The organism is Variovorax sp. 160MFSha2.1, assembly GCF_048305075.1.
GTDB classification, from domain to species: Bacteria; Pseudomonadota; Gammaproteobacteria; order Burkholderiales; family Burkholderiaceae_C; genus Variovorax; species Variovorax guangxiensis.
Genome location: NZ_CP157624.1, coordinates 2,039,890 through 2,055,439, shown reverse-complemented (window position 1 = coordinate 2,055,439; position 15,550 = coordinate 2,039,890). Strand labels below are relative to the sequence as shown.

At 67.9% G+C, this 15,550-nt stretch carries 14 protein-coding genes; 3 read left to right on the top strand and 11 right to left on the bottom strand.

Annotated features, from left to right (window positions below):
• Together ABL838_RS09045 and ABL838_RS09040 are read right to left on the bottom strand one after the other, a co-directional pair.
• A complete protein-coding gene (locus ABL838_RS09045; protein WP_369659052.1) occupies window positions 1–2,388 on the bottom strand; it encodes a xanthine dehydrogenase family protein molybdopterin-binding subunit in 2,388 nt (795 codons plus the stop codon).
• Window positions 2,389–2,398: 10 nt separating this feature from the next.
• Window positions 2,399–2,896, bottom strand: coding sequence for a (2Fe-2S)-binding protein (locus tag ABL838_RS09040; protein WP_126022897.1), 498 nt, complete (start codon window positions 2,894–2,896; stop codon window positions 2,399–2,401).
• 178 nt (window positions 2,897–3,074) lie between these two features.
• Here ABL838_RS09040 and ABL838_RS09035 point away from each other — a divergent pair, with 178 nt between their 5' ends.
• Window positions 3,075–4,223: a helix-turn-helix domain-containing protein gene (locus ABL838_RS09035; RefSeq protein ID WP_126022896.1), complete on the top strand. Its 1,149-nt coding sequence runs from the start codon at window positions 3,075–3,077 to the stop codon at window positions 4,221–4,223.
• 27 nt (window positions 4,224–4,250) lie between these two features.
• Here the strand turns inward: ABL838_RS09035 and ABL838_RS09030 are convergent, their stop codons facing one another.
• From ABL838_RS09030 to ABL838_RS08995, 8 genes are all read right to left on the bottom strand, one after another.
• Window positions 4,251–4,628, bottom strand: a complete 378-nt coding sequence (locus ABL838_RS09030; RefSeq protein ID WP_418125097.1) for a nuclear transport factor 2 family protein — start codon at window positions 4,626–4,628, stop codon at window positions 4,251–4,253.
• A 141-nt stretch (window positions 4,629–4,769) separates the two neighbouring features.
• Entirely contained in the window at window positions 4,770–6,242 is a 1,473-nt protein-coding gene (locus ABL838_RS09025; RefSeq protein WP_418125096.1) for a M81 family metallopeptidase, read from the bottom strand.
• Window positions 6,239–7,495 carry a Zn-dependent hydrolase gene (locus ABL838_RS09020; RefSeq protein WP_369659054.1) on the bottom strand — a complete coding sequence of 419 codons (1,257 nt, stop codon included), beginning with the start codon at window positions 7,493–7,495 and terminating at the stop codon, window positions 6,239–6,241. Before ABL838_RS09020 ends, ABL838_RS09025 begins: the two co-directional genes overlap by 4 nt.
• Before the next feature lie 31 nt (window positions 7,496–7,526).
• Window positions 7,527–8,231: an ABC transporter ATP-binding protein gene (locus ABL838_RS09015; protein WP_126022892.1), complete on the bottom strand. Its 705-nt coding sequence runs from the start codon at window positions 8,229–8,231 to the stop codon at window positions 7,527–7,529.
• Complete coding sequence (locus ABL838_RS09010; protein WP_418125095.1) at window positions 8,228–8,995, bottom strand: ABC transporter ATP-binding protein; 768 nt, start codon at window positions 8,993–8,995, stop codon at window positions 8,228–8,230. The genes ABL838_RS09015 and ABL838_RS09010 overlap by 4 nt, the downstream gene beginning before the upstream one ends.
• Complete coding sequence (locus ABL838_RS09005) at window positions 8,992–9,951, bottom strand: branched-chain amino acid ABC transporter permease (RefSeq protein ID WP_418125094.1); 960 nt, start codon at window positions 9,949–9,951, stop codon at window positions 8,992–8,994. Before ABL838_RS09005 ends, ABL838_RS09010 begins: the two co-directional genes overlap by 4 nt.
• An 11-nt stretch (window positions 9,952–9,962) precedes the next feature.
• On the bottom strand, window positions 9,963–10,823 hold the full coding sequence (locus ABL838_RS09000) for a branched-chain amino acid ABC transporter permease (RefSeq protein WP_369659057.1): 861 nt from the start codon (window positions 10,821–10,823) through the stop codon (window positions 9,963–9,965).
• A gap of 27 nt (window positions 10,824–10,850) precedes the next feature.
• The gene (locus ABL838_RS08995; protein ID WP_418125093.1) at window positions 10,851–12,056 is read right to left on the bottom strand and encodes an ABC transporter substrate-binding protein; all 1,206 of its coding nucleotides are present in this window, start codon (window positions 12,054–12,056) and stop codon (window positions 10,851–10,853) included.
• 220 nt (window positions 12,057–12,276) lie between these two features.
• Between ABL838_RS08995 and ABL838_RS08990 the strand changes: the two genes are divergently transcribed.
• Window positions 12,277–13,041: a FadR/GntR family transcriptional regulator gene (locus ABL838_RS08990; RefSeq protein WP_418125092.1), complete on the top strand. Its 765-nt coding sequence runs from the start codon at window positions 12,277–12,279 to the stop codon at window positions 13,039–13,041.
• A 9-nt stretch (window positions 13,042–13,050) separates the two neighbouring features.
• Here ABL838_RS08990 and ABL838_RS08985 read toward each other — a convergent pair whose 3' ends face one another.
• The gene (locus ABL838_RS08985; RefSeq protein WP_418125091.1) at window positions 13,051–14,010 is read right to left on the bottom strand and encodes a LysR family transcriptional regulator; all 960 of its coding nucleotides are present in this window, start codon (window positions 14,008–14,010) and stop codon (window positions 13,051–13,053) included.
• Window positions 14,011–14,116: 106 nt separating this feature from the next.
• Here ABL838_RS08985 and ABL838_RS08980 point away from each other — a divergent pair, with 106 nt between their 5' ends.
• Complete coding sequence (locus ABL838_RS08980) at window positions 14,117–15,475, top strand: aspartate aminotransferase family protein (protein WP_369659058.1); 1,359 nt, start codon at window positions 14,117–14,119, stop codon at window positions 15,473–15,475.
• Window positions 15,476–15,550: the final 75 nt, after the last annotated feature.

The window sequence follows — 15,550 nt, the reverse complement described above, 5'->3', positions numbered from 1 at the left end:
TCAGGGGTTGGCGGCTGCGGACTGCATCGCCTCCCACACGCGGGCGGGGGAAGCGGGCATGTCGAAATCCTTGACGCCCAGCGGCGCCAGCGCATCGAGCACGGCATTGATCACGGCCGGCGGTGAGCCGATGGCCCCCGCCTCGCCGCAGCCCTTGGTGCCCAGCGGGTTATGCGTGCACGGGGTGCACACGGTGTCGAGCTTGAACTGCGGGAAGTCGCCGGCGCGCGGCATCGCGTAGTCCATGAAGCTGCCGGTGAGCAGCTGGCCGGTCTCGTTGTCGTAGACGCAGTTCTCCAGCAGCGCCTGGCCGATGCCCTGCACCAGCCCGCCGTGCACCTGGCCCTCGACGATCATCGGATTGATGATGGTGCCGAAGTCGTCCACCGCGGTGAAGCGGTCCACGCGCACCTCGCCGGTCTGCTTGTCGACCTCGACCTCGCAGATGTAGGTGCCGCCGGGGAATGTGAAGTTGGTCGGGTCGTAGAAGGCGGTTTCGTTCAGGCCGGGCTCGAGTTTGTCGAGCGGGTAGTTGTGCGGCACGTAGGCCGTGAGCGCCACCTGGCCGAACGGGATCTTCTTGTCGGTGCCCTTGACCGTGAACTCGCCGTTGGCGAACTCGATGTCGGCGTCGCTCGCCTCCATCAGGTGCGCGGCGATCTTGCGGGCCTTGGTCTCGATCTTGTCGAGCGCCTTCATGATGGCCGCGCCGCCCACCGAGATGGAGCGCGAGCCGTAGGTGCCCATGCCGAAGGGCACGCGGCCGGTGTCGCCGTGCACCACGTCGACGTTCTCGACCGGAATGCCCAGCCGCGCAGCCACCACCTGCGCGAAAGTGGTCTCGTGGCCCTGGCCGTGGCTGTGCGAGCCGGTGAACACCGTCACGCTGCCGGTGGGGTGCACGCGGATCTCGCCGCATTCGAACAGGCCCGCTCGCGCACCGAGCGCGCCCGCGATGTTCGACGGAGCGATGCCGCAGGCCTCGATGTAGCTCGAATACCCGATGCCGCGCAGCTTGCCCTTGGCCTCGCTGGCCGTCTTGCGCGCGGCGTAGCCGTCGACCTCGGCGAGCACGCGGGCCTTGTCCATGCAGGCGTGGAAGTCGCCGGTGTCGTACTGCAGCGCCACCGGCGTCTGGTACGGGAAGGCGGTGATGAAGTTGCGCTTGCGGATCTCGTCCTGCCCCAGGTTCATCTCCCAGGCACAGCGCGAGACCAGCCGCTCCAGCAGGTAGGTCGCCTCGGGCCGCCCGGCCCCGCGGTAGGCATCGACTGGCGCGGTATTGGTGAACCAGGCGTCCACCTCGACGTAGATCTGCGGCGTGGTGTACTGGCCAGCCAGCAGCGTGGCATAGAGGATGGTCGGCACCGCCGTCGAGAAGGTCGACAGGTAGGCGCCGAGGTTGGCATCGGTATGCACGCGCAGCGCGAGGAACTTGCCATCCTTGTCCATTGCCATCTCGGCGTGGCTCACGTGGTCGCGGCCATGGGCGTCGGAGAGGAAACACTCCGAACGGTCGGCCGTCCACTTGATATTGCGGTTGAGCTGCCTGGCGGCCCAGGTCAGGCACACGTCCTCGGCGTACAGGAAAATCTTGGAGCCGAAGCCGCCGCCCACATCGGGCGCGATCACGCGCACCTTGTGCTCGGGCAGGCCCAGCACGAAGGCCGTCATCAGCAGGCGCTCGACGTGCGGGTTCTGGTTGGACACGTACAGCGTGTAGTCGTCGCCCGCGCGGTTGTAGCTGCCGATGGCCACGCGCGGCTCGATGGGGTTGGGCACCAGCCGGTTGTTGACCAGGTCGAGCTTCGTCACGTGCGCGGCGCTGGCAAACACCGCGTCGACCGCCGCCTTGTCGCCCAGCGCCCACTTGTAGCACTGGTTGTCGGGGGCTTCGTCGTGCAGCGTGACGCCACCGGACTTCTTCGCGGCGTCGGCCACGCTCACCAGCGCGGGCAGCACCTCGTAGTCGACCACCACCGCCTCGGCGGCGTTCCTCGCCTGCTCGACCGTCTCGGCCACCACCATGGCCACGTGGTCGCCGACGTAGCGCACCTTCCTGATCGCGAGGATCGGGTGCATCGGCTCCTTCATCGGGGTGCCGTCGGGGTTGTTGATGAGCCAGCCGCAGGGCAGCCCGCCCATCTTTCCCTCGATGTCCTTGCCGCTGAAGATGCCGACCACGCCGGGCATCTTCAGCGCCTGGGCGGTGTCGACCGACTTGATGAGGGCGTGCGCGTGCGGCGAGCGCACGAAGACCGCATGGCTCTGGTTGGCCAGCGTGATGTCGTCGGTGTAGTTGCCCGCGCCGGTGAGAAAGCGGTAGTCCTCCTTGCGGCGGACCGCCTCGCCGATGTGCGGCAGGTTCGAGAAATCGGAAGCGCCCATGTCGCTCTCCTCAGGCCGCGGCCGTTGCCTTGACGGGAGTGCCCGAGGCCATGGCCTCGCCGCCCATCTTCACTGCCTTGACGATGTTCTGGTAGCCCGTGCAGCGGCACAGGTTTCCGTCGAGCAGTTCGCGGATCTCGGATTCGCTCGACTTGGGGTGGTGAGTGCACAGGTCGATGGCGCTCATGACCATGCCCGGGGTGCAGAACCCGCACTGCAGGCCGTGGCACTCCTTGAAGGCCGCCTGCATGGGATGCATGGTGCCGTCGGCCTCGGCGATGCCCTCGATGGTGGTGATGTCGGCGCCGGCGGCCTGGGCCACCAGCACGTTGCACGACTTGACGGCCCGGCCGTTCACATGGACGGTGCAGGCGCCGCACTGGGCAGTGTCGCAGCCGACGTGGGTTCCGGTGAGATGGAGATGCTCGCGCAGAGCGTGTACGAGGAAGGTGTTGGGAGGAGCGTCGACCGTGACCTGGCGGCCGTTGACCTTGAAAGCGACCTGCATTTGGCTGTCTCCGTAAAAGGTGATGGCTGTTTCAGCGAAAGCATCTTGGATGCCGACCTTTGGCACTATCCTAGGCAAAACCCTTGACACTTGCACAGAGCGCGCGAAATTCTCAAAATGAAACAGCTTGCCATCCGGCGGGCCAGGAAAAGCCTGCATACATGCGCGAAAAACCACGATGTCTGTATCAATCGTTTCGCAGCCGCCTGAGCGTTCCCTGGCAATTGCCCAAGCCCGCCGCGAACTGATCGAAGGCGAGCCGGCGCCCCGCGCACGCGGCGCCGCCTGCATCGACTCATGGATCACCCGCTCCTGGCAGCGCTGCATCGAGGCCGGCCGCCAGCCGCAGCAGCGCGTCAACTTCGACCCGGTGAGCCGCTCGGCCAGCATCGACATCGTCGAGCGCAACCGGGCGCTCGTCGCCGCGGCCCGGCCGGTGATAGAGCAGCTCTCCCGCGCCATCGCCGACACACGCTATTTCGCCGTTCTCACCGATGCCCAGGGCATCGTGGTCGACGTGGGCAACCTGCCCGACGGCACCGATGCGGCGAGCCGCTACGCGCGCGATATCGCCCGCATCGGCGTCGATCTTTCGGAGCGCGCCATCGGCACCAGCGCCATCGGCACGGCGCTGGCCGAGCAGGAATCGGTATGGCTGCACCGCGGCGAGCACTTCTTCGACGACACCAGCGTCTACAGCTGCGCCGGAGCCCCGCTCTTCGGTCCCCGGGGCGACTGCATCGGCATGCTCGACCTGACCGGAGTGCACGTGGTGGAGCGCCCCGAGCTGCGCCACCTGGCGACCCTGTCGGCGCGCAACATAGAGAACATGCTGGTGATGCGCGAGCCCTGCGAACTGCTGCTGCACCTGGCCTGGCCGGGCAGTTCGGGCGGCGAGGCCACCGAGGGGCTGCTGTGCATCGACGCCGTGGGCAACGTGACGGGCGCCAACGCGGCGGCACGTCAGATGCTGCACCAGCCGCTGTCGCGCAGCGAGCACGCCCTGAACTTCAACGACCTGTTCGCCCTGCCCCTTCACATGATGTTCGACGCGGCCCGCCGCGGCGACGCCGTGCTCGAGGTGCCGCTGTGGTCCGGCCTGCGGGTGCAGGTGCGGCCGCGGCGCGGCGGCAGCAAGGGCCCGTCCGCAACCTCCCTTTCCACGGACAGCCGGCCGAGGCTGCGCGACGTGGAGACCGCGCTGATCCGCAAGGCGGTGGCCGATGCGCGCGGCAACGTGGCGGAGGCCGCGCGCACATTGGGCATCAGCCGGGCGACCGTCTACCGTAAGCTGTGGCGCGGGCGGCCTGCCGGGGCTCCGGACTGAAGCAGGCCCCGGCCGTTCAGCCTTCGTTCAGGCGCCGACCGGCACCTTGTCCAGGAAGCCCGTCACCGAACGCAGCTTGCCTGCGTCGACCCGCGCAAAGTCGGTACCCTGGATCAGGTCTTCGGCACCGCTCGGTCCCAGCGTCCAAGAGAAGCGCAGATGGTCGCCGTGCGAGTCGGCCTTGCCCAGCAGGTTGAAGCGGAAGCCCGGGTAGCGCTGGTGAACCGCGCCGACCAGCGCGCTGATCTGCTCGTGCCCGCTGGCCTGCGCGATCGGGTCGACGTAATGCGCGTCGGCGGTCCAGCCGGCCTCGATCAGCGCGGCGCGGCGAACCGCGTCGGTCTCGTTCCAGACAGCGATGTAGCGTTGGGCAATGGTGGTGGCATCGTGTGCAGCGGTGTTCATGGTGACCATTCCTTTGGTGGGTTCCGGCCCGCAACATCGCGGGGTGAAGTAATGGTCGCGCCGCACGCGATCCGGGTCGATGACCTCTCGGGTCATGGAATGCGGCTGCCGGAGGCCACCCTCCCCCACCGCTCCTCGCGATCACATGGCGTCGAGGGGAAAGACCGGCCGGTGCACCTTGCCGAACGGGAACAGGCTGTAGTCAGAACTGGTGACACCGGGGCTGTCGCACTCCACCAGTGCGGCGGAGAGCGGCTCGAACACCGGCCGGCAGTACATGCGCGACTTGAGCAGCAGAAAGCGTTCCTTTCGCGGATCGAGCCCCGCGCACTCGAAGACGCCGATGTCCCACGGCTCCTGCGTGCGCTCGGTCACCACGATGCGCGCCGCGCCGATGTCGAAGAGCACCGTGCGGCCCATGCTGCTGCGCTGGCCGGTGTAGGTAGGGCCGGTGATGACGTACTCGCCGTTGGAGATGGTGCGCACCGTGCCCGTCAGCAGCACCGGTGTTTTCTCCAGCCCGATGCCCGCGAGCGAGACCTTGTTGCCCAGCGCCACCGTCACCTGCGCGCCCTCGCCCGCCGCGACGAGCTGCGCCACCGCCTCGGGGTCGCACAGCGGACCGACGCCGATGCCGTGCAGCCCCTGCGCCAGCGCTTCCTGCAGCACGTCCATGGTGTCGCAGCTTCCGCCCGACATGCAGTTGTCGCCATGGTCGAGCAGCAGCACCGGGCGCGTCGCGCTCTCGGCAATCAGCTTCGCACGCGCGACCGACTCCGCCAGCGGCTCGCTGCGGTAGACGAAGGACTCGCGCTGTGCCCACATCTGCGCCGCGATGCGGTCGGCCGTGGCCTGCGCGCGTTCGGGCGAATGCGCATCGACGGCGATCACGCTCATGCACGGTGCCTCGATGTCCGACAGCGAGAAGCCCGCGAGGATCGACACCGCCAGCGACTCCGCCTTTTCGGCTTCGCGCGCCGCCTCGATGGCCTGCTTCATCGCGCCGGTGAAGGAGGCGCTGCGCAGCGTGTGCGCCATCAGCGGCAGCCGGTGCCAGCGCATGTGCGGCTTGCTGCGCCCCGCGAGCATGTCGAAGAGCAGCCGCCCGGCATGCTCGCCGGTTTCGTACATGTCGACGTGCGGGTAGGTCTTGAAGCCGACGATCACGTCCGCGTTCTCCACCATCGCTGGTGTGACGTTGGCATGCAGGTCGAGCGCCACGCCGATGGGCACGCCCGGCGCCGCCGCACGAAGGCGCACCAGCAGGTCGCCTTCGCCGTCGGCGCTGTTGTGCGCGACCATCGCGCCGTGCAGGTCGAGCAGGATGGCGTCGCAGCCCGGGGCCGCATCGACGATGCATTGCGTCAGCTGCGTGTAGGCCTGCGCGTCGACCGGTCCGCTCGGGTTGGCCGAGGCCGACACCGGCGTGACCACCGTCGCGCCCGCCGCTTCGGCAAGGTCGATGAAGGCCGACATCGCGGTGCGCATGCCCTTGTTGTCGCGGTAGGCCTGTTCGCCGAAGGTCGGGCCGTCGGGCCCGAAGGCCGAGAGCGGCGTGGGCACGGGCGAGAAGGTATTGGTCTCGTGGTTCAGACGCGCGATCAGCACCTTCATTGCGCCACTCCCGCGCTGCGCAGCATCGCCTGCAGCAGCACGTTGCAGCCGGCCTCCAGGTGATCGGGCTGCGCGTCCTCGATCTCGTTGTGGCTGATGCCGTCACGGCAGGGCACGAAGATCATCGCCGTGGGACACACGCGCGCGAGGTACACCGCGTCGTGGCCCGCGCCGCTGATCACGTTCATCCAGCTCAGGCCCTGCGCCTGCGCGGCGTCGCGCACGGCCGACACCAGCCCGGGCGTGAAGGGCTGCGGCGGGAAGTACACGACCTGCTCCACCGACATCTCGACCCTGGCCTTCGCGGCGATGCGCTGCACGGTTTCCTTCAGCGCGGCGTCCAGCGCCGACAGCACCGTGTCGTCGGCCGCGCGCAGGTCGACGCTGAGCTTCACCCGGCCCGGGATCACGTTGCGCGAGTTCGGGTACGCGTCGATCCAGCCGACGGTGCCACGCGCATGCGGCGCATGGGCCAGCGCGATGCGGTTGACCTCGATCACGAGTTCGGAGGCGGCCAGCAGCGCGTCCTTGCGCAGCGCCATCGGCGTGGGGCCGGCATGGGCCTCCATGCCCTGCACCACCACGTCGTACCAGCGCTGGCCCAGCGCGCCCTCGACCACGCCGATGACGCGCTCGCTGGCTTCGAGCACCGGGCCCTGCTCGATGTGCGCCTCGAAGTACGCGCCCACCGGCGACGCTGCCGCCGAGACGGGTGCGCTGCCCGCATAGCCGATGGCAGCCAGAGCGTCGGAGACGCTGATGCCGTCGTTGTCGCGCTGCGCCAGCGCATGCTCCAGCGTGAAGGCGCCGGCGAACACACCCGAGCCCATCATCACCGGCACGAAGCGCGAGCCTTCCTCGTTGGTCCACACCGCCACCTCGAGCGGCGCTTCGGTCTGAACCCCGGCGTCGTTCAGGGTGCGGATCACCTCCAGCCCGGCGAGCACGCCGTAGTTGCCGTCGAACTTGCCGCCCGTGGGCTGCGTGTCGATGTGGCTGCCCGTGGAGACGGGCGGCAGCGCGTCGTTGCGCCCAGCACGGCGCGCGAAGATGTTGCCGATGGCGTCCACGCGCACCTCGCAGCCCGCCTCGCGCGCCCAGCGCGAGAACAGGTCGCGGCCCTGGCGGTCGAGGTCGGTCAGCGCGATGCGGCAGACGCCGCCTTTCTCGGTGGCGCCGAGCTTCGCCAGTTCCATCAGCGAGTTCCAGAGCCGGCGGCCGTCGATGCGGAGTTCGTTGTGAGAGTTCTTCATGGCTTTCGAAAACGGTTGATGTGGAGAGCGCTCAGGCGAGCCCCACGCCCAGGTAGCGGTCTTTCACTTCGTGGTCGGCCATGAAGTCGGCATTGCCGGCCTCGTGCACGATCACGCCTTGCTCCACGATGTAGTGGCGGTCGGCCAGCTGCACGCAGACTTCCAGGTTCTGCTCGACCAGCAGGATCGCCACGCCGGCGGCCTTGATGGTCTTGAGCTGCGCGACGATCTCTTCCACGATCACCGGCGCCAGGCCCTCGACCGGCTCGTCGAGGATCAGCAGGCGCGGGTGATTCATCAGCGCCCGGCCGATGGCCAGCATCTGCTGCTCCCCGCCCGAGAGCTGCCCGCCGCCGTTGCGCCGGCGTTCCTTCAGGCGCGGGAAGATGCGGTAGATGTCGTCCAGCTGCCAGGGCGACTGGCGGCGCAGGCCGAGCAGCAGGTTCTCCTCCACCGTCAGCAGCTTGAAGATGCCGCGGTGCTCGGGCACCAGGCACACGCCGCGCGTGGCGATGCGGTGCGCGGGCATGCCCGCGATGTCGGCGCCCTGGAAGCGCACGCGCCCGCTTGTGGGCGTGACCGCGCCGGCAATGCTCTTGAGCGTGGTCGACTTGCCGGCGCCGTTGCGACCCAGCAGCGTGACCAGCTCGGCCTCGCCCACGGTCATCGACACGCCCTGCAGCACATGGCTCTTGCCGTAGTGGGCATGCAGCTTCTCGACTTCGAGGATGTTCATGCCTTGCCTCCCGTGATCATGTTGCCCAGATAGGCGGTGCGCACGCGCGCGTCGGCGCGGATGTCTCCCGGAAGCCCCTCGGCCAGCACGCGGCCCAGCTGCATCACGGTCACGGTGTCGGAGATGTCCATCACGATGTTCATGTTGTGCTCGATGAGGACCACGGTGTGCGCGTCGCGCAGACCGCGGATCAGCTGCTTCATGTCGTCGAGGTCGTCGATACCCATGCCCGATGTCGGCTCGTCGAGGAAGATCGCCTTCGGCCTCGCCGCAAGCGCCATGCCCACTTCGAGCCGGCGCTGCTGGCCGTGCGAGAGCTCGGCGGCCGGCGTGTTCGCCAGCCGCTCCAGCCCGATGCGCTGCAGCACTTCGTCGACGATTTGGGTGCAGGCCAGTTCGCCGACCGGCGCGCGCCAGCAGTTCATGGCCTGGCGCGGCGAAACGCCCTGCGCCGCCACGCGCAGGTTCTCGCGCACCGCAAGGCTCGCGAACAGCGCGGTGACCTGGAAGGAACGTGCCATGCCGCGCTGCACGCGCTTGTGGTCGGGCTCGCGCGTCACGTCGTGGCCGTCGAACAGGATGCGCCCGCCGGTGGTCATGCCGGTGCCGGTGAGCATGTGGAACAGCGTGGTCTTGCCCGCGCCGTTGGGGCCGATCACCGAATGCACCGTGTTGCGCCGGATCTTCAGGTCGACCCCTCCGAGCGCCGCGAACTTGCCGTAGTGCTTGGTGACGCCTACGGCTTCGATGAGAACGTCGCTCATGCTTTTTCTCCTTGGGCGGCAGGCGAGACAGGGTCGGCCGGCGCCTTGCGGAAGATGCGCTTCCACGCGCTCTCGCCCAAGCCCCAGAGCCCGCGCTGCATGCCGATGCTCACGCCGATCAGCAGGAGCCCCAGCAGCAGCAGCCAGCGCGGCCACAGCGTGGAGAGCCAGTCGGCCAGCAGCACGTAGAAGGCCGAGCCCAGCACCGAGGCGAAGAGGTTGCCGGTGCCGCCGATCACGGTGATGACCAGGATCATCTCGCTCGTGTGGTACTCGGCGTTCGACAGAGGCGCAATGCCGGTCATCATCGCGTGCAGCCCGCCCGCGAGGCCGGTGACGGCGCCCGAGATCACGAAGGCCAGCAGCTTGAAGCGCTTGAGGTCGTAGCCCACCGCGGCGGCGCGGTCCTCGTTGTCGCGGATGGCCAGCAGCGTGCGGCCGAAGACCGAATCGGTCACGCGCAGCAGCAGGCCGAAGGCGACGAGGAACACCACGGCCACGAAGGCGTAGTACTTCCAGGGCGTGTCCATGAAGCCGGGGCGCGGCACGTCGAGCAGGCCGTTGTCGCCGCCGGTGAGGCCGGTGGCGGTGTAGGCGATGAAATAGAACATCTGCGCGAAGGCCAGCGTGAGCATCACGAAGTAAGTGCCGCGCTGCCGGATGGCGACCCAGCCCACCACGGCAGCACCCAGCGCGCCCATCGCCACGGCGGCGAGCAGCGCGAGCGGCATCGGCAGGCTCAGCCGCGTGAGCAGGATGGCGATGGTGTAGCTGCCCAACCCGAAGAAGATGCCCTGCCCGAAGGAGAGCAGCCCCGTGTAGCCCAGCAGCAGGTTGCAGCCCAGCGCGGCCAGCGCGTAGATCAGCACCTCGCTGGCGAGCGAGCCCGAGCTCAGCACCAGCGGCAGGCCCAGCACCGCGATCAGCGCCAGGAGGAAAGTGATTTTTCTCGGCATGGCGTGTCCGTTCATGCTTTGCGGCCGAGCAGGCCATGCGGGCGCAACAGCAGCACGGCCGCCATCGCGATATAGATCATCAGGCTCGCGCCCGGCGGCCAGATGGTGCTCATGAGGCTCTGCACGATGCCGATGAGCAGGCCGCCCACGAGCGCGCCACCGAAGCTGCCGAGCCCGCCGATCACCACCACAACGAAGGCCACGGCCAGCGCCTCCACGCCCATGAAGGGCTCGGCGCCGCGGATGGGCGCGGCCAGCACGCCGGCCAGCGCCGCCGTGGCCGCGCCGAGCGCGAACACCAGGCTGAACACGCGGAACACGTTGATGCCGAGCAGCGACACCATCTCCGTCGATTCGCTGCCCGCGCGCACCGCGCTGCCCAGGCGCGTGCCCTCGAGCACCCACCACAGCAGCACCGCGAGCACGGCGGTGAAGCCGATCACGAAGAGCCGGTACTTCGGATAGACGAACGAGCCCCACATGACCACGCCCTGCAGCAGGTCGGGCGTGGCGACGCTGTTGCCCAGCGGGCCCCAGAACACGATCACCATCTCCTGCACAGCGAGCGCGAGGCCCACGGTGACGAGGATGTGGAACTCGTGCGCCTTGGCGTAGACGCGGCGCAACAGCAGCTTCTCGGACAGCCAGCCCAGCGCGCCCACGAAGAGCGGCACGAGCACCAGCGCGAGCCAGAAGTCCAGGCCCCATTGCATGGCCTGGAAGCAGAGGTAAGCGCCCAGCAGGTAGAAGGCCCCGTGCGCGAAGTTCACGAAGCGCAGCAGGCCGAACACGATGGACAGGCCGACCGCCAGCAGGAAATACAGCATGCCGATGCCGATTCCGTTGATGGTCTGGAGCAGGTAGACGGACATGGGCGAGTCGGTGTCCCTGTTGCTTCCTCAGGCCAGCTTGCAGCCGGTCTTGTCGACGGGGAGGAAGGACTTGCCGGAGCTCACCACGTCGACGTAGTCCGCGGGGTTCGCCATCTTCGACTTGGCCTTGCCCTTGAGCAGGTAGTAGTCCTTGACGACCTGGTGGTCGGCCTTGCGGATTTCCTCGGCGCCGGTGAGGCCGTCGAACTTCATGCCCTCGAGCGCGGCGATCACCGCCTTCTGGTCGACCGAGCCGGCCTTCACGATGCCGTCGATCAGGATCTTGGTGCAGATGTACGAGCCGGCGAGGCTGTAGTTGGGCACGATCTTGAGCTTGTCGGCGGTGCGCTTCACCAGGTCCTTGTTGAGCGGCGTGTCGGCCGTGTGCCAGTACTGCGCGCCGAAGTAGACGCCGTCGCACAGGTCGGCGCCGAGTTCGTCGAACTGCTCCAGGCCCGAGGCCCAGGCCATGAGGATCGTCATGTTCTTGTGCATGCCGAAGCTCACCGCCTGGCGCAGCGCGGCGGACGACTGGGCACCGAAGTTCAGCAGCAGCAGCACGTCGGGCTTGGCGGCCATGGCGTTGGTGAGGTAGCCGCTGAATTCCTTCTCGGTGAGCGAGTGGTAGCTGTTGCCCACGTGCTCGATGCCCTTCTCCTGGAAGATGGTCTTGGCGGCGCTCAGCAGGCCGTCGCCGAACACGTACTGCGGCGTGATGGTGTACCAGCGCTTGGCCTTCGGCATGCTGGCGATCAGCGGGCGCACCGTCTGCTCGATGGCGCCGAAGGTGGGCACCGACCAGCGGAAGGTGGCGGGGTTGCAGTCCTTGCCGGTGATCTCGTCGGCGCCCGCGGTGGTGATGAACAGGCCGCCGGCCTTCTCGGCCTCCTTGCCCATGGCCAGCGCCTCCGACGACAGGATGCCGCCCGCGAAGAACTTCGCGCCCTGCTGTTGCGAGGCTTCCTGCACCTTGCGCACGGCAGTGGCCGGCTTGCCTTCGGTGTCGAGCACCGTGTAGGCCAGCGGACGCTTCAGCACGCTGCCGTACTGCTCGATGGCCAGCTTCATGCCCAGGTCGGCGAACTTGCCGTTGGCCGCGAACGCGCCCGACATCGGGACCGGGCAGCCGAATCGGATCGCGTCGGCCGACTGGGCGAAGGCGGCGCGGCCGCCCAGGAGCGAGGCGGGGGCAGCCGAGAGGGCGGCCAGCTGAAGAAGTTGTCTGCGTTGCATGAGTTCTCCGGTCGTTGGTGGGGAAGAAAGAAAGGGAACCAAGGGAAACGGGTGCCTGCTATTGCCGGCGAATTTAAGCGGATAAATTGGATTAATATGCTGGTAAAAACCCGCTAGCAAGCCCTGTGCCCAAAACCAGACCGACCCTGCGAACCGCGCCGTTTAAGATCGCGCGCTGTTGCGCATCCCGCGCATTTCCCGATGGGCATGGAGCGTTTCAATGAGAGTGGGGCAGAACCGTCCTAAGCGGCAGAAGCTCTCGGACGTCATCGTCGAAGACGTCAAGCGCTGGATCGTGGCGGAGCGCAAGCAGCCCGGCGACCGGCTGCCGAACGAGAAGGAACTGATCGAGCTTTTCGGCTATTCGAAGAGCACCGTGCGCGAGGCGCTCAAGGCGCTGGAGGTGCGCGGCCTGATCTCCATCCGCACCGGCCCCGGGGGCGGCGCCTATCTGCAGCAGGTGTCCGTGGAGCACGCGTCGGAGCCGCTGCGCAACTTCCTGCACTTCCACCATCTCGACGGCCATCACATCTACCAGCTGCGCAAGGCGCTGGAGCCCGAGCTGGCCGTGAGCGTGGTGGGCAAGCTGACGCCCGAGCAGTTCGAGAAGCTGGAAGAAAACGTCCGGCTGTGCACGGTCGAGCCGACCAGCGAGGACGAACTGCGAATCCAGCGCGAAGCCGAACTCGCCTTCCACACCATGCTGGCGGAGAGCTGCCCCAATCCGGTGCTCTCCTTCATGTGCCGCTTCCTCAACGATCTGCTGCGCGACCTCGTGGTCTACAAGAAGGCGCTCGACCATCACCACTTCGGCGAGGCCAACGTCGACTATCACACGCAGCTGCTCGCGGCCTACCGCAAAGAGGACGCCGACGAGGTGCGCCGCCTGATGACCGAGCACATGGTCGACGCCGAGCAGCACATGCACGAGATGGAGGCGCACATCGGCGCCAAGCATCTGCTGCTGCCGAGCGGGCAACGCTGAAGGATTTCTCTAGCGCGCGTGCGCCTCTTCCAGGCACTCCTGGAACACCAGCACCGCCCGCGACGGCTTCGGCGAACGCCGCAGCAGGCTCACGAAGCGGCACGCGTAGTTGAAACGCGCCGGCAGCACCGCCTTCATGAGCCCGCGCTCCTCGAACACCTGCGCGTAGTGGTCGGGCAGGAAGCCCAGGAAGCGCCCCGAGAGGATCAGCGTCGCGATCGCCTCCTGGTCGAAGCCCGTGGCCATGCGCGACAGCTTCGCGCGGTGGCTCAGCTCCATGTTGGGCGAGTGGTAGCCCAGCCCCGCGAAATGGTGCTCGCGCAGCCGAGCCCAGGTGAGCTTGTCGTGGCTCACGCCGAAGAGCGGATGCCCCGCGCCGCAGTAAAGCAGCATGGTCTCGTCGAACAGGTCGGCATACACCAGGCTCTTGGATGCGCGGTGCGCCGGGATGATGCCGATCTGGAAGTTGCCCTCCAGCACGCCCTGCTCGATGGCGTTGATCGAGCCCACGTGCACCGCCAGCCGCACCTCGGGCGCGATCTCGGTGAAGCGCGCGATGGCATCGCCGATGCGCGCCTGCGGGTTGGTCGCCGTCTTGTCGAACAGCGCTACGTCGAGCTGTCCGCCCATGCGGTTGTGGATGTCGTCGATGCTGCCGCGGAAGGCGTCGACCGAGGCCAGCAGGCGCAGCGTCTCGTCGTACACGCGCTGCCCCTCGGCGGTGAGCGCGAAGCCCGCCCTGCCCCGCCGGCACAGCACCAACCCCAAGCGGGTTTCCAGGTCCTTCACATGGCGGCTCACGGTGGAGGTGCCGATGTTCAGCTCCAGCTCGGCGGCCGCCATGCCGCCGCAGTCGACCACGCTCCTGAACACCTTGAGCAGGCGCAGGTCCATGTCGCTGAGCTGCCCCAGCACGGCGCGGTTGCGGGTGCCGGAGGCACCATTCCGGGCTTTCGCCTTTACTTGCATGAAACGTCAAGTGAACATTGATATTGCGCCATTCTCCACACTGAATGGCTTGCGAACAATCGGCGCATCCCTTCACCTCCGGAGCCCGCCGCGCGCGGGAATCGACATGACCCTCGCAGCAGCCCCTGCCCTCGAATCCGCATCGGCCGTGCGCACCGACGCCGCCTGGCTCGACGCGCACTGGATGCCCTACACCGGCAACCGCAACTTCAAGGCCGATCCGCGCATCGTCGTGGAAGCCAAGGGCGCCTACTTCACCGACTCCGAAGGCCGCAAGATCTTCGACGGCCTCTCGGGCCTGTGGTGCTCCGGCCTGGGCCACGGCCGCCCCGAGATCACCGAGGCGGTGAGCCGCCAGATCGCCAAGCTCGACTACTCGCCCGCCTTCCAGTTCGGCCATCCGCTCTCGTTCGAGCTGGCCAACAAGATCAAGGAGATGACGCCCGCCGGCCTCGACTACGTCTTCTTCACCGGCTCCGGCTCGGAAGCCGCCGACACCTCGCTGAAGCTGGCGCGCGCCTACTGGCGCACCAAGGGCCAGGCGAGCAAGACCCGCCTGATCGGCCGCGAGAAGGGCTACCACGGCGTCAACTACGGCGGCATCTCGGTCGGCGGCATCGCGGCCAACCGCAAGCTCTTCGGCCAGGGCGTCGAGGCCGACCACCTGCCGCACACGCAGCTCGCCTCGAACGCCTTCACGCGCGGCATGGCCGACAACGGCGTCGAACTGGCCGACCGCCTGCTCGACATCATCGCGCTGCACGACGCATCGAACATCGCGGCCGTGATCGTCGAGCCCTTCGCGGGCTCGGCCGGCGTGGTGATCCCGCCCAAGGGATACCTCAAGCGCCTGCGCGAGATCTGCACCGCCAACAACATCCTCTTGATCTTCGACGAGGTCATCACCGGCTTCGGCCGCTGCGGCGCGCTCACCGGCGCCGAGGCCTTCGGCGTGACGCCCGACATCATGAACATCGCCAAGCAGATCACCAACGGCGCGCAGCCCATGGGCGCGGTGGTGGCCAGCAAGGACATCTACGACACCTTCATGGCGGCGGGCGGCCCCGACTACATGCTCGAGTTCCCGCACGGCTACACCTACAGCGCGCACCCGGTGGCCTGCGCCGCCGGCATCGCCGCGCTCGACGTGCTGAAGAAAGAAGACATGATCGGCCGCGTGCAGGCATTGGCGCCGCACTTCGAGAACGCAGTGCACAGCCTGAAGGGCAGCAAGCACGTGACCGACATCCGCAACTACGGCCTGGCCGCCGGCCTGACCATCGCCGCCCTGCCGGGCGAGCCCGCGCGGCGCCCGTACGAGATCGCGATGAACTGCTGGAAGAAGGGCTTCTACGTGCGCTACGGCGGCGACACCATCCAGCTCGCCCCGCCCTTCATCGCGGAGAAGGCCGAGATCGACCGCATGGTGAACGCGCTGGCGGACGCGCTGGCCGAGACAGCCTGAGCCTTTAGCGTTAACTCGCCGGCAGGCGACGGCCCTGCAGCGGCACGGTCCTACACCCCGGCGGCCCGCGGATTC